We start from the raw sequence: 17,531 nt of genomic DNA on the forward strand, positions 1-17,531 counted from the left end.
GTAAAGGGGGATTAACTATGGCGCAAAAATCTAATTATACAAAAATTAACTCCAAAATGTGGGATGAATGGGCTTCAGCTGGAGGAGAATGGTCATTAGCTATTAATCATCAAGATTTTGTAGATGCAATTCAAGGTAATTTTAATATCTACTTAACACCTTGTAAGCCTGTTCCACATAACTGGTTTATTCCATTTGAAAAAGCGAAAATATTGGGACTTGCTAGCGGAGGAGGACAGCAGTGCCCAGTCTTTGCAGCCCAACATGCGCAAGTTACGGTTTTTGACTACTCTGATAAGCAATTAGAATTAGAAAAAATGGTGTCCACTAGAGAAGGTTATTCTATTGATTTAGTTAAAGGGGATATGAGTAAGACATTTCCCTTTGAAGATGAGACGTTCGATATGATTTTTAACCCTGTATCAAACTGCTATATTCAAGATGTTGAACACGTCTGGCAAGAATGTTTTAGAGTTCTAAAAAAAGGTGGCGTTCTGCTATCTGGCTTTGCAAATCCTGCTCTTTATTTATTTGGAGAAGATGAGGAAGCATTACAAGTGGTTAATAAATTACCTTATGATGGAACGAAAAACACCGTAGAAAATGATGAAGAACTTATAAAAAATGGCGGTGTACAGTTTAGCCATTCATTAGAAACTCAAATTGGCGGACAACTAAAAGCTGGATTCACCTTACAAGATCTTTATGAAGATCATCATCACAAGGGGAAAATCACTGAATATATGCCTTGTTATATTGCTACTAAATCTATTAAATATTAGTTATCATATCGAATGAGCTACCTCAATTTTTTCCAATACGGCATCATAGTAGAATAATGGCTCAAAAATGAGATGCCATGTTCACCGAGAGAAATGGTAGAAAAAGTGGGAGAGCTTTTAGAAAGAAACTTATAAGCCTATGTTTGGTTGAACGGATGCTTCAAAAGAATGAAATGGTCTACCTCCTATTTTTAATTACAGTATTTTTTGTTTTAACGTGGAAAAAAAGGGTAAATATTCTAAGAATCACCTAAAAATAGGAGGAGATCAAATGAGAAGAGCGAAACAAGCTGTTGTAGCTTCTGCCGTAGGTTTAGCTGTGTTAGCGACGCCATTAGCTCTACCGAATTTAGGAGGTTCTGCAGGCTCCGCAGAAGCTGCAGAAGTTGGAGGAGACGTAACAGTTGATCCCGTAGCCATAGGACAAGCGATTGCAGATGCGGCTAAAACAGCCGACAATCGAAGTGGGTTCGTCAAGGGAGCAATGGAAAAAGCGTTTTTTGAATCGGGTCAACAATATAATGTAATGGTCATGAATTTGAGTCAAAGTTATAATTCAGATCAATTACAAGGTGTTCAGTATTTTGATACCGTAGATTATGATGGCATTACGTATGGAGTCTGGATATTTGAAGAAGGAACATTTATTAATGAAGGTGATGGAGGTTATGATAACTGGGCCTTCAGAGGTTGGTTTGAACGCACAGGAGAGGACGAGAAAACAGTCAATTTTCATAGACCTTAATTAAAAATAGAGATGAAGATAACACAAGATTCCCTTCAGGGAAGAGCGTATGAAGAGCCTTTACCGTCATGGTAAAGGCTCTTCTCATTTAATAAGCTTTCGTTTTAATTAAAGAAGAGGTGAAATTAGTATAGTTTCATGGACACCACTTAATTAATTTCCTAGATTATAAAAAACAAGCCGTCATTAAAACGCTACCTTTAGATGTATATTTAACACCCGGTCATACACCAGGACATGTGATATACCACCATAAAGATGACAATGTGCTGCTGACTGGAGACTTATTCTTTTCGAAGGCTGAATCTTTACATCCACCGATTCGAAAGTTCACAGTTGATATGAATGAAAACATTAATAGTGGACGAATTATAGATAAATTTCTTCATCACATGGCCAAGATGTCAAATATAACTGTGGTTTATATCCTATTTATAAACTTATATATGAATAAGAGGGAGGAGATCAAGAAGAGATTGATTATAACAGCGGAAATCCATATACAGAAAGTGACAGAGCAACAAAAATACATCCTAATATTTAGAAGTCTGAGACCGGATGTTTATAAGCATGCAGAATAGAAATTTGTATATCATATACAGCTTACAAAGAGAAAAACTCTTGTTGCGTCTGAACAGGAGTTTTTCTCTTTGTATTAACAGAAGCCCACTCTCATTCTTTCTTCTTTTTTAATGAGCAGGAAGCTTATACTAATTCAACCTTAGTTTTTATTTTTGGTTTGTAAATATTCTTTTTGAAACATACACATTCTTATAGCGTTATGATAGCTTCCATCAACAAAAAATTCATCCTTTAACTCGCCTTCAATAGAAAAACCAACCTTCTTATAGATATGAATGGCTTTTTCATTTTCCTTGTCTACAATTAAGTAAAGTTTATGCATATTTAATACCGAAAAGGCATAATTCATTGCTAGGTTTGTGGCAACCATGGCGTAACCATGACCTTGATATGTAGGGTCAATAATAATTTGAAACTCTGCTCTACGATGAATATAATCAATTTCGACTAATTCCACTAACCCAAGCATATCCCCGTCTTTTTCAAGTATGAAACGACGCTCACCTTGATCGTGAATATGTTTATCATATAAATCCTGTAGCTCTACAAAAGCTTCATAAGGCTCTTCAAACCAATAAGACATAATATTTGCATCATTATTGAGTTCATGGACAAATTTTAAGTCTTCTCTTTCCAAAGGACGTAACTTAAGTTCCTTATTCATTTCTCAAACCTCCACATTCTAGCATTACTTTAGCACTTTCCGTTTTAAATGTAAAAATTGCTGTAGTTTTAAAAAATAATAAGACATAGTGCGATTATTTACATCCTTATTAAAAGAACCATAGTATAATTTAAAAATCTCGCAAGTGAAATTCATTAACTTTAAGGAGGATCTTATGAAAAAAGCAGTTGGTATTCTTCTTCTTTTACTATGCTGTATAAACCAAAGGGTTGAGGCAGCTAATCAACCTTCAGCAGCTCCTATAATACATCATGAAATTTATGTTTCTCCTACAGGGGATGACAAAAACCTAGGTACTAAAAGCAAACCTTTTAGAACATTAAGAAAGGCAAGTGAAGCAGCTCAGCCCGGAACTACGGTTTACATCAGAGGTGGTATTTATTACGAACAATTAATTATTAGCCGTTCAGGTACTAAACAAGAGCCTATTATTTTCAGGAACTATAAAAGTGAAAAGCCCCTTATTAGTGGAGAAAAAATAAAAAGCCGTTCTATAGATGGAGGGCTAGTTAGCATAAAAAATAAGAGCTACATAACGATTCAAGGTTTGAATATAGGTCATTTTTCTACTTCTAAGGAACAAAATACACCATGTGGTATTTTAGTAGAGGGAAGTGGAAAGAACCTTCGAATCATTAATAATCATATTTTCGATATTAAGACTGCACATAAAAATGGAAACGCTCATGGAGTAGCTTTTTATGGATCTAAAGCGCCGCGTTCATTAGAAAACATTGAAATATCGGAAAACCTACTTGAAAACCTAACCTTAGGTTTTAGTGAAGCGTTGACTCTAAATGGGAATGTTAAAGATTTTATGGTCAATGCTAATATAATTCGAAACGTTGATAATATTGGGATTGACGTAATTGGCTTTGAAAAAGTAGCTCCTATTGAGAAATATGACCAAGCCCGTGAAGGACTTATTAGTGAAAACCATATTTACAATGTCAGCAGTTATTCAAACCCTGCTTACAAACATGAATACTCCGCTGGCGGAATCTACGTAGACGGAGGAAAAGATGTTGTTATTGAGAATAACGTTTCAAGTCATAACGATCTAGGAATAGAAATCGCAAGTGAACACCATGGTAAACAAACTAGAAATGTTCAAGTCATACGGAATATGATTTATAAAAATCGTTTTACAGGAATTTCAATTGGAGGCTATGATAAAAAACGTGGAGGAACGATAAATACTCTTATTGAACATAATATTTTATATGGAAATGATACGATGAACATGGATGGCGGTCAATTACTGATGCAATATCATGCAACTCATAACACTATCAACAATAATATTATGGTTTCAATAAAATCTAATTTGCTTCTGGCCAATCTTCATTACTCAAATAAATATAATCAGCTTAATAATAATATATATCTAAATAAAGGTAGAGATACAGCGAACCGATGGATATGGAAGGGGCAAGAAATACAAAGTTCTACCATCATATCTCCTAGGCTTTTTTAACGACAGTTTCTTTTCAGAGGATATCCTTTAGGGAGTTGCTTACTGGGATTCTGTTTGAGGCTGGAAAATTATTTACTGCACTATCTGCTAGTTATACTTTTTATTTTAATATAAATAATTACTTGTTAGGAAGAAATAAAGCAGTCTACACAAATAGACTGCTTCTGGATTAATTATTTACCTGTTTCGGCAAAACGCTGAATACGCTCACCAATTTCATCACGGACGCGTTGAAAGAACGTCCATTTCTCTTCGTCTGTTCCTTCTGCTTTTGCAGGATCATCAAATCCCCAGTGTTCACGCTTCACATGAGGAGGCGTTACGGGGCAATGATCAGCTGCATGGCCACATAATGTAACCACTAAATCCGCATTATTTAAAATTTCAGGATCAATAATATCAGATGTTTGGTTTGAAATATCAACACCAGCTTCTTTCATTGCTTTTACAGCGTTAGGATTTAATCCATGAGCTTCTAATCCTGCACTGCGTACATCCCATTCATCGTTATTTAGATATTTTTTTGCCCATCCTTCAGCCATTTGGCTACGGCAAGAGTTACCTGTACATAAGAAATAAAGTGTTTTTTTAGACATGTGTAAAATCTCCTTTATGATGTGTTAAGAAATAATTGATAACCAAATATATAAACCAACAAGTGTAATAAACAATGTTGGGATGGTTAAGATAATACCTGTTTTAAAATAAGTTCCCCAAGAAATCTTAACTCCTTTTGTCGAGAGAACATGAAGCCATAAGAGCGTCGCTAGAGAGCCAATAGGTGTAATCTTTGGTCCTAGATCCGAACCAATGACATTTGCATAAATCAGAGCTTCTTTAATCGTACCTGTTGCAGAAGTTGCATCAATGGCCAAAGCATCAATCATCACGGTTGGCATGTTGTTCATAATCGATGAAAGAATGGCTGCAATAAATCCCATGCCAATGGTTGCTGCAAACAATCCTTGATCAGCGGTTGTTTGAATAAGGCTTGCTAGTACTTCAGTTAGCCCCACATTGCGTAATCCATACACAACAACATACATACCAATGGAAAAGAAAACAATTGCCCATGGAGCTCCTGCTAACACTTTTTTCGTGTGAACAGCTGGGCTTTTTCTTGCTATTCCTAAGAATAAAATGGCGATAATTCCTGCAACAATAGAAACGGGAATATCGAAAAACTCACCAATAAAGTAACCAAGAACTAAAATGAATAAAACAATTCCTGATAAACGAAACATTTTCTCATCTTTGATGGCCTCAACCGGTTTCTGTAAATCAGCTAGATTGTATTTCTTAGGGATGCTTTTGCGAAAATACAAATACAAGACAGCAATACTTGCCAAAAGTGAAAATAAATCTGGCACAATCATGCGTGAGGCAAATTCAGAAAAGCGAATTCCAAAGAAATCCGCTGATACAATATTGACCAAGTTACTTACCACAAGAGGTAATGATGTTGTATCCGCAATGAATCCACTGGCGATAATAAAAGGAAAGACCATTTTATCTTCAAATTTAAGTGCTCGCACCATAGCAAGTACGATAGGTGTTAGAATTAAGGCTGCCCCATCATTAGCGAATAATGCGGCTACTACAGCTCCTAGGAGGGATACATATACAAACATGCGAACGCCATTACCTCCTGCAGCTCGTGCCATATGTAACGCTGCCCACTCAAAAAATCCAATTTCATCTAAAATTAAAGAAATAATAATAACTGCAATAAACGTTAACGTTGCGTTCCATACAATTTGAGTTACATCTAGCACGTCATGGAAATCAACCACACCTGCTAAAAGAGCTATTACTGCGCCTCCACACGCTGACCAACCAATAGACAAGTTCTTTGGCTGCCAAATGACAAAAATCAATGTCAATAAGAAGATGAAGGAGGCTACTATAACTGATACCACTTTACAAACCTCCTACTATTAGCAACAACTAATGCGTAATCCTTGCTTTTCTAGTTCTTTTAATCGTCCATCTTCGCTTGGTAAAGATTCAAGTATATTCAGGACAAACTGATAATAGCCGTTTTCTTTATTTAATGAATAGAAAATCCAATGTCCTTGTCGTCTTTCCTTTACAAGTTCGATATCTCTTAATTTACGCAAGTGTTGGCTAATAGCCGGTTGACTTGCTTTATAAATTTCAACTAGCTCACAAACACAGCACTCGTTATTTTGGAGCAGTTTCATCATAGATAATCTTGTCTTATCGCCAAGCAGCTTCAGTATCTGTGCTGCTTTCTCCATTTCTATTTGTACTTTTACATCCAATCCAACTCACCTCCTTATTTCCAAATATAATTATATAAGTATTTTATTATATATTCAACAAAAATATACACTACTATTAAACAAAAAAAATTGATTAATGTCTTGATTTATCTAAATTTTCCAGATATGATGAATACATCAAAAAAAATTGATTTATAAAAGTGAGGGTGAAAGCAGTGAGAGTCAACAACTCTGGAAACTTATCAGTTACGTACTTTCGAACCTATTTTCATTTAGTTATGAACACTCAAGGGATGAACTATAAGGAAGCACAAAGTCTAATCTTTCAGCGTTTTTTTCATCAAGATCCTACGTTAAGAGGGGAAACTACATACAGTAACTTTAAAAAAGCTGCCGAGAGCTTCGAACTTTAAATCAAAAAAAATTGATGAAGGAGAATGACAATGGAAACAGTCAAGGAAGGAAAGCACCCATTTAAACAGTACGAACAAAAATTTAAAGCTCTTGCTGATCAAAAGAGATTAGAAATTATGTATGAGCTCTGCCAGCGAGGACAGACATGCGTATGTGATCTAACTGAATTCTTTGGGATGTCTCAATCTAAACTTTCCTACCATTTAAAGATTTTATTAGAAGCAAACCTCATCACAAAAGAAACAAAAGGGACATGGAGTTATTATGATTTAAATGATAAAGAGGTGAACCACCTCTTATCAGAAGAACTTTGCTGCTTGTTTAGAAAAGATACAAGTAAAAGCGGCTCATGCTCGTAATTTACTACATTCAAAATAAGATTGTTTATCATGCGAAGGAGGAAGTGTAAATGAAATATGTTCATGTAGGAATTAATGTAACAAATCTAGAGGCGTCCATTAAGTTTTATCAAAAGGTATTTGGCGTTCAACCTGTGAAAACGAAAATAGATTATGCTAAATTCCTGTTAGATGAACCGGGATTAAATTTCACCTTGAGCGTACGTGACGATGTAAAAGGTAATCAAGTGAATCATTTCGGCTTCCAAGTAGAAACTCCTGAGGAGATTCATTCTCATAAATCACGACTAGAAAAAGAGGGGTTCTTTGCTCGTGAAGAAATAGATACGACCTGCTGCTACGCTGTACAAGATAAATTCTGGGTAACAGATCCTGACGGGAACGAGTGGGAGTTTTTTTATACGAAATCTGATAGTGAGGTTCATAAGACTGAGGATAGCGTTGAGGTGAATGAAAAGTCACCTGCAAGCAACTCATGTTGCTGATGCTTAAATGACAAAAAAGACAGGAAGAAGTAGACTCTTTCTGTCTTTTTTGTTTAACATAAAATCGATTATGTTTAGTGGAGTTTTCTTGCTAAGAAAGCTAACTGTAAGCAAGAAAATCTCGTGAGGCACGTCCTTTAACTCGACTAAACAGTTATTTTGTTTCTGTATGAGAAATATTCCAAGGGTCAACAAACATCATTCTTTCTTCTTTAATTGAATCTGTTTTACCTTTTGACGAAGATGATCTGGCCACCATGCTCCACAATCATCGGATACAATGCAAGCAGCGCATGTTTTGAAATCATAAACCATCATCTCCTTGATTGGGGGAGAGTAGAGATGAAGAGTAACTAGACCCGCGCCTTCAGCACTCTTCATCTTGTGCACACCTTTCTTGGGAGCAAAAAAAAGCTTACCTTTTCCCTGATGCTGAGAAAACAGCTCTTCTGGCATTTGGTTTTCTTTAACTTCGTAAACCGTATTTATAGTTGTACCATTTACTACTTGAATCCATCCATGCGAATAACCGTGATCGTGAGGAGCACACTCTATTGCTGACCAATTCATAACAAGTAATTCTACTTCGTCATTTTGGTAGAGAAGCTTTCTATAGTATGGCTTGTCTTTTGCCGACTGCAATAGTGGTTTTAAATCATTAAAGTTTATATCTAAAGCCAAAAGAGCCTCTCTCAGTTCCAATTTGGTGGGGGAGTCCAACTTATCTAAAATATGCTTTACCTGTTTAATTAAGCTCATACAAGCATTACCTCCTTATGAGCAGAGCAAATTTTGTGTTTTTCATATGGTTACAAATGTTTGTTTCTCCACGGCAAGTACCTTAAAAAAGTTAGTAGTCTTCCATTGGCTACAATCACTCCCACTATAATTATGAATCCTCCTAATATGCTGACGGGAATAATCTTTTCCCGTAACAGTAAAACAGCTGTTATCAATGTCGCTACGGGTTCTAAATAAAGAAACACAGATACCTGGGACGCCTCTAAAACTTCTAATGCCTTTGCCCAGTACCAATAGGCAACACCTGAAACGAATACACCGAGAAATAGTAAATGAGCCCACTCCACGCTCGTTAAAAAAGGAATGATCTCCCATCCTTTATTTCTTACGAGAAAAGGAGTTGTTAGAGTAAACCCTATTAAACACATATAAAACGTAACAACAAGAGAGGGAAGTTGGATATTCAGCTTTTTTAATAGGACAGAATAGATTGCCCAGTTTAATGTACTTAAAATCATTAACAGGTAACCGATATTAACCGGAAGCTGAAGTGAATGCTGATTGCTAGAAGTGGTCACCAGCAGAACGCCAATAATAGCTACAATAATCCCTGATGCTTTTATTAAAGTCATCTTTTCATGCAAAAAAAATACGGAGAGAATGACCGTAAATACAGGAGAAAACGAAATAATCCACCCTGCTGCAGAAGCATTTATTGTGAGAAGTGCTGTTGCCTGAATAACTTGATGAATGAATACTCCAAGGATACCTAACACAATTAAATGAGGAATATACTTAAGTGGAATGTTTAATGGATATCGCTTTAGCACTAATAATACCAATAAAAAAAGTGCCCCAATTCCAAAACGAAGAACAAGGAGTGTGTATGGATCCAGTTTATCTAAAACAGCTTTGGTAGAGACAAAGGAAATTCCCCAAAAACTAATAGACATTATTGCATATAACGAGGCAGTAAATTTAACCTTTGACGCAATCATAGGCACAATTTTCCTTTCAACAATTAAGGTAGCTTCTATTAACTAACATATGCCTTTTCTAGAGGAAAATGAAAAAAATCATGCCATTCTAAAAAAATTAGTAGAAACTTTAGTATTTGTATCGTTATCACTATCTCTTAATTAAAGTAACTATAGTTGTCATTTATAGAAAACTAAATTTGGAAGTTTATAGTCATGTATAGGCTAAATCCTAAAGAGTCCGTTACCAAAAGTAATCATGCCAACTTTCATAAGGAACTTTCAGACTTTTAAAAGGTGCACAGTATTCTCTATTTATATGTATTAATTGTAAGTCATAAAACTTTTGTCATAATGGAACCATTTTGTCATGAAGTAGGATGCTGCTGTCCAGAACAGCAGCACCAGCATATGATTAACTTTCGTCAAGGAGACGTTTGGACAATTACAAATCACCGCAAGTACGTCGATTGCTTAGGTTGGCATTGTTTAATCGATATTAATAACGAATTTCAGTTCTTTATCTATGTAGATGATATTCACGAATTACATATTAAGGGAAGTATTTGCTCTATTTCAGATTTGGACCTAAAGATTAATTATTTGAACTTCAAAATAAACGAATTGCTCGATGCACACAATAGAGAAGCGTTTCTTTCTCTTTCTAATAAATTACAACATGCACAATGGGTAAAAAGTAAAATCCCCAACGCTGCGGGGACAGATTTTTTGAACGACTTAAACAGAGACCTCTAACGCTCATTTGTTATAATAGTCATTTAATATATATTTTCTTGCTTATAGTTAAAACTTATTCCTATGCCTAAACTTGATTATGGTAAATAGAAATGGATGCTTGTATGAACGATAGGTTTGATTGTATGTTAAATATTAAAGGAATAAAGAGAGGAACTCTCCTTAATTATTGGGACTCTTTTATTCCTTCTTCCTGCTGACTTATATAAGCATTGCCCCATTTCTCTAAAGATTTAAGTATTGGGATAAAACTTTCTCCAAGCTCTGTTAAATAATATAAAACTCTTTTAGGGTTATCGCTTGTTTCTTCTCTTTCTATTAATCCGTCTTTTTCCATATCGCGAAGCTGGAGTGTAAGAATGCGCTGAGTAATGCCCGGTATTTCACGGCGCATTGCATTATAGTACATAGGTGATTTTGATAATAAAGATAAAATAATGCCTTTCCATTTACCACCCATAATATGCATCGCTAACTCAATTGGACAGGCTTGCTTTACAGTTAACGTACAAGGACCGTATTGATCACTTTTAAAGTCTGACATTCTCTCACCTCAATGGGTAGTAACAAATTTGTGCCTTCTTGTTACTCCTATTTTTTCTGACTACACTTATGATATCAAATAAATCAAAAGAAGGTGTATGAATTGGAATTCGTCCAAATCTCTGAGCATATTTATAGGCTCACTTATGAAACTGTCGTCGGTATTCCAGTTAAGATTAGTACATGGTACGTAGTGGATGGTAAGGATGTTTATCTCATTGATACCGGAATGGAAGACTATGCGTATGCACAGTTGAATGCAGCAAAATCTTTAGGTATCCCTAACAGTATCTTACTGACACATGGCCATTTAGATCACATTAATGGTGCCAGGTATTTAAAAAACCATTTAAATATTCCTATTTACGCCCACGAAATTGAAATTCCGTTTATCAATGGTGAGAAGCCTTATCCAAACAAGATAGAAAAAGAAACAACAGGCGTGGAACATCAAGTTGAAAGTTTAAGTGATAACATTATTAAAACGTTACCTTTAGATGTATATTTAACACCTGGTCATACGCCCGGACATGTGATATACCACCATAAAAGTGACAATGTGCTGCTAACTGGAGACTTATTCTTTTCTAATGCTCAATCTTTACATCCACCGATTCGAAAGTTCACAGTTGATATCACTGAAAACATTAATAGTGGACGAATTATAGACGAAATTAAGCCGTCTATAATTTCATCTTCACATGGTGAAGATGTCAAATACAATAATAATTTATATTCTATTTATAAATTTATATATGAATAAGAGGGAGAAAAATGAAAATACAATTATTTCAAATGGAGATTATAGAAGGAGAAATTAAGCAAAACGAAAACCGTATTGAGTGCTTATTTGAAGAAAAGCTGGATATAGATACTGAGATTGTTGTAATACCTGAAATGTGGAATACGGGTTATGATTTAAAAAATGTAGCAGAAAAAGCAGATATCGATTTAAAGAGAGCTTTTCCTTTTATTCAAAGTTTAGCAATTAAACATCAAGTGAATATTATTGCAGGTTCAGTTTCAAATAAAAGAAATGACAACATTTATAATACAGCTTTTGCTGTATCAAAAACGGGTGAACTCCTCTATCAAAAAGATAAGATACATCTCGTGCCGATGTTAGATGAACACCATTATTTAACCGGTGGAGATGAAGTTCCAGAAGTATTTGCGGTTAACGGTATTAAAGCTAGTCAAATTATATGTTACGACTTACGTTTTCCAGAAATCACACGCTATCCAGCGTCTCAAGGTGCAAAAATTATATTCTACGTTGCACAATGGACTACCAAAAATATAGACCATTGGAAAACACTATTGAAAGCAAGAGCTATAGAAAATGGTGTATACGTTATTGCATGTAACAGCGTGGGGAAGGTGAATCATAAAAATCATGCTGGCAACACATATGCGGGACATTCAATGATCATTGATCCAAATGGAAACATTGTAAAAGAGGGGAGAGACCAAGAAGAAATCATAACAGCGGAGATCCATTTACAGAAAGTTAAAGAACAACAAAAAAGCATCCCAATATTTAAAAACTTGAGACCGAATGTTTATAAGCATGCGGAATAGAGATTTATATATTATTTATAGCGTAAAGGCCGGCACATGACTGTGCCTCATTGCTTTTCCATACTGAAAAGCGCCTTTTTTAAAATACTAGTATCAGTATGGAAAAGTTATATGTTTCTTACATCAGCACTGAAAACTCTACATCTTTTCTTGATAATATTTCCGATAGACGTTAGGAGTTATATTTTCATATTTTTTAAATGTCTTGATGTAATATCCAGGATCATTAAAACCTAATTCATCGCTAATCTGTGCAATAGACAAATCCGTTTTTTCTAATAATTGCTTGGACCACTCTATTTTTTTGAGCGAAATAAAAACAGAAAAATTCATACCCGTTTCTTTGGTAAATATACGGCTGAAATAACCTGTGCTAATGTGACATAAATCAGCCATCTTTTTCTGAGATATTTTTTCTCTTTTATGTTTATAAATGTAGTCAAAGGCTGGCTGTAATACTTTGTTTTTACAAACTAAGTGATCATTAATAGACGTTGTTACGTAAGCATTAGTAACTGTGTTGGCTAATTCCTTTTTTATATTTTGAATATTATCTAGAGAATAACCGTAAGAAATATCTTCAGTAGAAAGGTCTTCTTTTACGGGAGCCATCTTTTCATATACTTCTAAAATTAAGTTTTTATTCATAGCTTCCTCTACAATGTAGTTACAAAGCCTATATAACATTTGAGCAGCCTCGTTAATTTCTGTATAGGATAGAGTAGGAATAGAATCATATAGACACTGTATTTCCTCATTATTATTTAACTTCTGTTCAAATCCCTTCGATGGAACAGTAAGCATTTGTTCCAATTGAGGATGTTTGTCACCATCCTCAATTTTCACTTCTCCCGCCATGATGGCGCCTACATATTTATCATCAATTATAATGGGAATGGCAATATCGACAATATTCCAGTGGCATAAATAGATATAAGGAGCATTGGTTCTAACTGCCTCTAATCCTCCCCGCGCATCGCACTTTTCACAAAGTTTTGCTGTATTAGGATTTTTACGCATAGTCTCACAAAATGGACGTACACCACTGTGTTGAGAAATTGGCACTCCTTTATAGTTAACCGTGACAATCGCTAATTTTGTAACAAGCGCAAGCGAATCTTGAAGATTTCGCCATTTCTTTAAATCTAGTATTTTATCTAAATTCATGTAAGTAGTTTTCAATGATGTTTTTATCTCCCTTGCTTCTACTTCCCGTGTGGTAGTTTAGATTACCTATTTGAGAATACTTTTATTTTATTCCTTAGTTCGTAAAATAAAAGAGTGTTCAGCGATAAAGGTAACCTCTTTTCAACGTGAACCTAGTAGTATTTTTACCTGAAATGATGTCATAATAATACCATATTAAATAAAGAGAGCAAAAAAATACGATAAAAGGTTGTAAAAACTCGTCATTTAAGACTAATGTAATCTTACACAAAAAATAGTAAAATTCCGATTGTAAGGGATTACAAAGTTAATTGGGAGGTTTTATTTATGAGAAAAGCATTTATTAGTCCTTCAAAATACATTCAAGGTGAGAATGAGATTTTAAATCTAGGTTATTTCGTGAAAACATTTGGTACGTCTGCACTTTTAATAGCACATCCTGAAGATATTAAACGTGTAAAAGACAAATTAGATGCAACAGCAGAAAAATATGGTATTACATTTTTTGAAGGCGGATTCAATGGCGAATGTTCAAGACCAGAAATTTCTAGATTGCAGGAAATAGCAAAAGAAAACAACTGTGATTGTACAATTGGTTTAGGTGGTGGGAAGGCAATTGATACAGCAAAATGTGTAGCAGAGGGAGAGGGATTAATTATCGTCCCAACAATCGCTGCTACGGATGCACCTACAAGTCACTCCGCAGTTATCTATACACCAGAGGGTGCTTTTGATGATTACGCATACTTTAAGCAAAGCCCAAGTGTCGTATTAATTGATACAACAGTCATTGCTAATGCACCTACTAGATTCTTAGTATCTGGTATGGGGGATGCGTTATCCACTTATTTTGAAGCAAGAGCAACAGCACGTTCTTTTTCTAATGTAAATGCTGGATTACCTTGTGGAGTACGTGAGGACTTATGTGCACCAGCAAAAGGTACAAATGCAGCGTTAGCTTTAGCGGAACATTGCTACAACACTCTATTAGAGGACGGGGTTAAAGCAAAAGCTGCAAGCGATCATAATGTTGTTACTCCAGCCTTAGAAAACATTATTGAAGCCAATATCTTATTATCAGGATTAGGATTCGAAAGTGGTGGATTAGCTGGAGCACATGCGATTCATGATGGGCTTACTCTTTTAGAAAGTGCGCACCACTACTTCCATGGTGAAAAAGTAGCTTTTGGTACATTAGCACAATTGGTATTGGAAAATGCGCCAACTGAGGAAATAGAAGAAGTGTTAGATTTCTGTTTAGCAGTAGGACTCCCAGTTTGTCTTGCTGATATTGGAGTAGAACAAATTACACAAGAAGAGTTAATGGAGGTAGCTAACAAAGCTTGTATTCCAGAGGAATCTATTTATTCTATGCCATTCCCTGTTACTCCAGAGTCAGTAGCTGCAGCTATCCTTGCAGCAGATCAAATTGGAAATGATTATAAGAAGAGGTTAATATAAGATGAAAAAAATTATTAATAAACCAGAAGATGTCGTACTTGAGATGTGTAAAGGGATGGTTCTAGCACATCCGGAACTGAATTTAATTGAAAAATATAAAATCATTAAAAAAGAGCAAATTAATAAAAATAAAGTAAGCATAATTAGTGGGGGCGGTAGTGGACATGAACCTGCTCACGCTGGATATGTTGGGAAGGGTATGTTAGATGCAGCAGTTTGTGGTGATGTATTTGCCTCACCTTCTCAAATACAGATTTATCAAGCCATTAAAGAAACAGCTAGCGATAAGGGAACTTTACTCGTGATTAAGAACTACAGTGGTGACATGATGAATTTCAAGAATGCTGCTTATCTAGCAGAAGAAGATGGAATTCAAGTAGATTATGTAAAAGTAGATGATGATATTGCTGTACAGGACAGTTTATATACAGTTGGAAGACGTGGAGTGGCTGGTACTGTTCTTGTCCATAAAATAGCAGGTGCTGCAGCAGAACGCGGATATGATCTACCAAAAGTGAAAGAGGCAGCAGAAAGCGCTATTGCGAATGTTAAAAGCATTGGTATTGGACTAACTTCTTGTACAGTTCCTGCTAAAGGAACTCCTACTTTTGAGATTGCAGAAGATGAGATGGAATTTGGCGTTGGCATTCATGGAGAACCTGGTATCCGTCGTGAAAAAATTATTTCAGCAGACGAACTTGCAGAGCGCATGGTAACGGCATTATTAAAAGAAATAGGGATAGAAGATGGAAAAGGAGAAGTGGCTGTCCTAATTAATGGATTTGGAAGCACACCTCTTCAAGAACTGTATTTATTAAATCATTCTGTCATTCGTGAACTGTCACGTAGAAAAGTAACGATTGCAAGAACGTTTGTCGGAAACTATATGACAGCCATTGATATGGCCGGTGCTTCTATTTCAATTATGAAATTAGATGAAAACTTAAAGAGTCTTCTATCTGAAGAGTGTGATACTCCTGCGCTAAAAATCAAAGGTGAGGTACCAGCTGTCACTTATGATGAAATCATCGGTACCGCGGAGGCCCCGAAAGTGTCTTATGAGGTGCAAACCAACAAAGAACATTCCGTAATAACGGAAAATCGATTGACGTTGAATAATATTATTTTTATGGTTGACCAAATGAGTGAATGTATCATTAGAAATGAAATTCCGTTCTGTGAACTAGATTCCCATGCTGGTGACGGAGACTTTGGTATGAGTGTTGCTAAAGGATTCAAGCAGTTGAAAGCTGAATGGCATGAAATTCTAGAAAATAAATCAAATAATATTGGCAACTTCTTAGAGGCGTGTTCCATCGTTATCATGGAGCATTGTGGCGGGGCATCAGGGCCTATTTGGGGATCAGCATTTCGTGCGGCTGGAAAGAACACCGAATCTAAAACCGAACTGACTTTAACAGAATTTGCTGAAATGATCCAAGCAGCTGTAAAAGGCATTCAAGCAACAGGAGAACGTTCTTTTGGACGTGGAGCTGTTGTGGGAGATAAAACTTTAATCGATGCCTTAGTACCTTATGCAGATACGTTAACATCAAGTGCTGCTGAAGGGGAAAGCTTGAAACATGCTCTTGTCAAAGCAGCAGAAGCTGCTGTTGAAGGTGCAAAATCAACCGAACAAATTGTCGCACGTATGGGGCGTGCTGGTACGGTTGGAGAGAGAAGTCTTGGTTATCCGGACGCAGGTGCACATGGCTTAGGCGTAATTTTTACTGAAGTAGCTCAAGTAATGCGAGAAAGTAAGTAAAATTTGGTATTATCTCCTCTAAATATAGTATAAAGAAATTACTCCTTGAGAGTGAAGGTTACACTATATTTGGTGGGGATTTTTTATGGGGTACTAATAACAAGCTTTTACAACCCAGTTTAAGTTAGATGTAGTAAAAATGTACAATAACCAATAGTATTTCACGGATAAAAAAGAAAAACAAAAAGTGGACGAGCCCTTGATAATCAAGGGCTCGTTTTTCGCATGTCTTCCGGAATTACGAGTTATGTTAAGTAAAACGTAAAGTACTTGATGAAAATAATCAGTTTGACTATTTACTCTTAGTGATGACAAATGGATGGATGTCACCAAAAAGTTGGCTTACCTACCATAAACCAAAGCATAGTCATTAATAGAATGATATAAATCCAAATAGATCGCTCTAGTTTAGTTGCCAGTTCTTTTTTATTTTGCCCTTCCTCCTTGTACTTTCGAAGTGTTGGTGAAAAAGCACGGGCCAGAAAGAACAAAGAGCAAGAAAGTAAAATCAGTGTCATTATAATCCACGGCGTAGTCCACGTCCATGGGCCACACATAACGAGGAGTATCCCAGTTATAACAAGAACATGGCCCATATGTTTTGCGAGCCTAACAACAGATTGAAATGTGATCAAATAGGCATTCATTTCTTGTTCTCTTGAACTATGTAGTTTTTTAACAATTGGTAAGAGAATAAAGAAAGGCCCAATCGATAAAATGACACTAGAAACATGAATATATACTAATATACGGTACAACAAATCC

The 17,531-nt window shown here is 35.7% G+C and carries 19 protein-coding genes and 1 pseudogene; 11 read left to right on the forward strand and 9 right to left on the reverse strand.

All coding sequences use genetic code 11. The annotated features are described in order from the left end of the window. The first annotated feature begins 17 nt into the window (after positions 1–17). The 3 genes and pseudogenes from ACOZIR_RS18125 to ACOZIR_RS18135 all read left to right on the forward strand — a co-directional run. Positions 18–782: a class I SAM-dependent methyltransferase gene (locus ACOZIR_RS18125; RefSeq protein WP_310878074.1), complete on the forward strand. Its 765-nt coding sequence runs from the start codon at positions 18–20 to the stop codon at positions 780–782. A 271-nt stretch (positions 783–1,053) separates the two neighbouring features. Continuing rightward, on the forward strand, positions 1,054–1,527 hold the full coding sequence (locus ACOZIR_RS18130; RefSeq protein WP_421535731.1) for a stress protein: 474 nt from the start codon (positions 1,054–1,056) through the stop codon (positions 1,525–1,527). A gap of 194 nt (positions 1,528–1,721) precedes the next feature. Further along, positions 1,722–1,981 (forward strand): annotated as a pseudogene (locus ACOZIR_RS18135) (MBL fold metallo-hydrolase); the annotation flags it as partial. Positions 1,982–2,248: 267 nt separating this feature from the next. On the opposite strand, the gene speG reads toward ACOZIR_RS18135, so the two are convergent. After that, positions 2,249–2,773, reverse strand: coding sequence for a spermidine N1-acetyltransferase (speG, locus tag ACOZIR_RS18140; protein WP_013056444.1), 525 nt, complete (start codon positions 2,771–2,773; stop codon positions 2,249–2,251). A 175-nt stretch (positions 2,774–2,948) separates the two neighbouring features. On the opposite strand from speG, the gene ACOZIR_RS18145 reads away from it, so the two are divergent. Further along, positions 2,949–4,271, forward strand: a complete 1,323-nt coding sequence (locus ACOZIR_RS18145) for a DUF1565 domain-containing protein (RefSeq protein WP_045289734.1) — start codon at positions 2,949–2,951, stop codon at positions 4,269–4,271. Between the two features lie 173 nt (positions 4,272–4,444). Here the strand turns inward: ACOZIR_RS18145 and arsC are convergent, their stop codons facing one another. Genes arsC through ACOZIR_RS18160 form a run of 3 tightly spaced genes read right to left on the reverse strand, consistent with a single transcriptional unit; the run spans position 4,445 to position 6,556 of the window. Continuing rightward, on the reverse strand, positions 4,445–4,867 hold the full coding sequence (arsC, locus tag ACOZIR_RS18150) for an arsenate reductase (thioredoxin) (protein WP_045289732.1): 423 nt from the start codon (positions 4,865–4,867) through the stop codon (positions 4,445–4,447). A gap of 24 nt (positions 4,868–4,891) precedes the next feature. Beyond that, entirely contained in the window at positions 4,892–6,190 is a 1,299-nt protein-coding gene (locus ACOZIR_RS18155; protein ID WP_421535732.1) for an arsenic transporter, read from the reverse strand. An 18-nt stretch (positions 6,191–6,208) separates the two neighbouring features. Beyond that, the gene (locus ACOZIR_RS18160) at positions 6,209–6,556 is read right to left on the reverse strand and encodes an ArsR/SmtB family transcription factor (protein ID WP_014460639.1); all 348 of its coding nucleotides are present in this window, start codon (positions 6,554–6,556) and stop codon (positions 6,209–6,211) included. 404 nt (positions 6,557–6,960) lie between these two features. On the opposite strand from ACOZIR_RS18160, the gene ACOZIR_RS18165 reads away from it, so the two are divergent. Both ACOZIR_RS18165 and ACOZIR_RS18170 read left to right on the forward strand, forming a co-directional pair. Continuing rightward, positions 6,961–7,290 carry an ArsR/SmtB family transcription factor gene (locus ACOZIR_RS18165; RefSeq protein ID WP_045289726.1) on the forward strand — a complete coding sequence of 110 codons (330 nt, stop codon included), beginning with the start codon at positions 6,961–6,963 and terminating at the stop codon, positions 7,288–7,290. A gap of 50 nt (positions 7,291–7,340) precedes the next feature. Further along, a complete protein-coding gene (locus ACOZIR_RS18170) occupies positions 7,341–7,775 on the forward strand; it encodes an ArsI/CadI family heavy metal resistance metalloenzyme (protein ID WP_045289724.1) in 435 nt (144 codons plus the stop codon). A 198-nt stretch (positions 7,776–7,973) separates the two neighbouring features. Here ACOZIR_RS18170 and ACOZIR_RS18175 read toward each other — a convergent pair whose 3' ends face one another. Together ACOZIR_RS18175 and ACOZIR_RS18180 are read right to left on the reverse strand one after the other, a co-directional pair. Continuing rightward, a complete protein-coding gene (locus ACOZIR_RS18175; RefSeq protein ID WP_045289722.1) occupies positions 7,974–8,534 on the reverse strand; it encodes a cysteine dioxygenase in 561 nt (186 codons plus the stop codon). 50 nt (positions 8,535–8,584) lie between these two features. Next, a complete protein-coding gene (locus tag ACOZIR_RS18180) occupies positions 8,585–9,514 on the reverse strand; it encodes a DMT family transporter (protein ID WP_045289720.1) in 930 nt (309 codons plus the stop codon). 390 nt (positions 9,515–9,904) lie between these two features. On the opposite strand from ACOZIR_RS18180, the gene ACOZIR_RS18185 reads away from it, so the two are divergent. Next, the gene (locus ACOZIR_RS18185; protein WP_045289718.1) at positions 9,905–10,249 is read left to right on the forward strand and encodes a hypothetical protein; all 345 of its coding nucleotides are present in this window, start codon (positions 9,905–9,907) and stop codon (positions 10,247–10,249) included. Positions 10,250–10,415: 166 nt separating this feature from the next. Here the strand turns inward: ACOZIR_RS18185 and ACOZIR_RS18190 are convergent, their stop codons facing one another. Further along, positions 10,416–10,793: a winged helix-turn-helix transcriptional regulator gene (locus ACOZIR_RS18190; protein ID WP_045289717.1), complete on the reverse strand. Its 378-nt coding sequence runs from the start codon at positions 10,791–10,793 to the stop codon at positions 10,416–10,418. A gap of 102 nt (positions 10,794–10,895) precedes the next feature. Here ACOZIR_RS18190 and ACOZIR_RS18195 point away from each other — a divergent pair, with 102 nt between their 5' ends. Together ACOZIR_RS18195 and ACOZIR_RS18200 are read left to right on the forward strand one after the other, a co-directional pair. Further along, positions 10,896–11,555 (forward strand): MBL fold metallo-hydrolase, encoded by a 660-nt coding sequence (locus tag ACOZIR_RS18195; RefSeq protein ID WP_421535733.1) that lies wholly within the window; start codon positions 10,896–10,898, stop codon positions 11,553–11,555. Between the two features lie 11 nt (positions 11,556–11,566). Then, entirely contained in the window at positions 11,567–12,373 is an 807-nt protein-coding gene (locus ACOZIR_RS18200; RefSeq protein ID WP_045289712.1) for a carbon-nitrogen family hydrolase, read from the forward strand. A 138-nt stretch (positions 12,374–12,511) separates the two neighbouring features. Here ACOZIR_RS18200 and ACOZIR_RS18205 read toward each other — a convergent pair whose 3' ends face one another. Next, positions 12,512–13,555: a PocR ligand-binding domain-containing protein gene (locus tag ACOZIR_RS18205; protein ID WP_152640825.1), complete on the reverse strand. Its 1,044-nt coding sequence runs from the start codon at positions 13,553–13,555 to the stop codon at positions 12,512–12,514. A gap of 312 nt (positions 13,556–13,867) precedes the next feature. On the opposite strand from ACOZIR_RS18205, the gene ACOZIR_RS18210 reads away from it, so the two are divergent. Then, a complete protein-coding gene (locus ACOZIR_RS18210; protein WP_045289710.1) occupies positions 13,868–15,001 on the forward strand; it encodes a glycerol dehydrogenase in 1,134 nt (377 codons plus the stop codon). Position 15,002: 1 nt separating this feature from the next. Further along, the gene (gene dhaK, locus ACOZIR_RS18215; RefSeq protein WP_045289707.1) at positions 15,003–16,766 is read left to right on the forward strand and encodes a dihydroxyacetone kinase subunit DhaK; all 1,764 of its coding nucleotides are present in this window, start codon (positions 15,003–15,005) and stop codon (positions 16,764–16,766) included. A gap of 326 nt (positions 16,767–17,092) precedes the next feature. On the opposite strand, the gene ACOZIR_RS18220 is transcribed toward dhaK, so the two are convergent. After that, the gene (locus ACOZIR_RS18220; RefSeq protein WP_045289908.1) at positions 17,093–17,527 is read right to left on the reverse strand and encodes a DUF2269 family protein; all 435 of its coding nucleotides are present in this window, start codon (positions 17,525–17,527) and stop codon (positions 17,093–17,095) included. Positions 17,528–17,531 lie beyond the last annotated feature (4 nt).

Source organism: Priestia sp. D3YE.R1 (genome assembly GCF_049199565.1).
Taxonomy (GTDB): domain Bacteria; phylum Bacillota; class Bacilli; order Bacillales; family Bacillaceae_H; genus Priestia; species Priestia aryabhattai.

Bases quoted from the DNA above. Each gene is read 5' to 3' on its own strand.
- ACOZIR_RS18130 (WP_421535731.1), top strand. From the start codon at position 1,054: ATGAGAAGAGCGAAACAAGCTGTTGTAGCTTCTGCCGTAGGTTTAGCT.
- dhaK (WP_045289707.1), top strand. From the start codon at position 15,003: ATGAAAAAAATTATTAATAAACCAGAAGATGTCGTACTTGAGATGTGT.
- ACOZIR_RS18200 (WP_045289712.1), top strand. From the start codon at position 11,567: ATGAAAATACAATTATTTCAAATGGAGATTATAGAAGGAGAAATTAAG.
- ACOZIR_RS18170 (WP_045289724.1), top strand. From the start codon at position 7,341: ATGAAATATGTTCATGTAGGAATTAATGTAACAAATCTAGAGGCGTCC.
- ACOZIR_RS18175 (WP_045289722.1), bottom strand. From the start codon at position 8,534: ATGAGCTTAATTAAACAGGTAAAGCATATTTTAGATAAGTTGGACTCC.
- ACOZIR_RS18190 (WP_045289717.1), bottom strand. From the start codon at position 10,793: ATGTCAGACTTTAAAAGTGATCAATACGGTCCTTGTACGTTAACTGTA.
- ACOZIR_RS18210 (WP_045289710.1), top strand. From the start codon at position 13,868: ATGAGAAAAGCATTTATTAGTCCTTCAAAATACATTCAAGGTGAGAAT.
- ACOZIR_RS18145 (WP_045289734.1), top strand. From the start codon at position 2,949: ATGAAAAAAGCAGTTGGTATTCTTCTTCTTTTACTATGCTGTATAAAC.
- ACOZIR_RS18165 (WP_045289726.1), top strand. From the start codon at position 6,961: ATGGAAACAGTCAAGGAAGGAAAGCACCCATTTAAACAGTACGAACAA.
- ACOZIR_RS18180 (WP_045289720.1), bottom strand. From the start codon at position 9,514: ATGATTGCGTCAAAGGTTAAATTTACTGCCTCGTTATATGCAATAATG.
- ACOZIR_RS18125 (WP_310878074.1), top strand. From the start codon at position 18: ATGGCGCAAAAATCTAATTATACAAAAATTAACTCCAAAATGTGGGAT.
- arsC (WP_045289732.1), bottom strand. From the start codon at position 4,867: ATGTCTAAAAAAACACTTTATTTCTTATGTACAGGTAACTCTTGCCGT.
- ACOZIR_RS18185 (WP_045289718.1), top strand. From the start codon at position 9,905: ATGATTAACTTTCGTCAAGGAGACGTTTGGACAATTACAAATCACCGC.
- speG (WP_013056444.1), bottom strand. From the start codon at position 2,773: ATGAATAAGGAACTTAAGTTACGTCCTTTGGAAAGAGAAGACTTAAAA.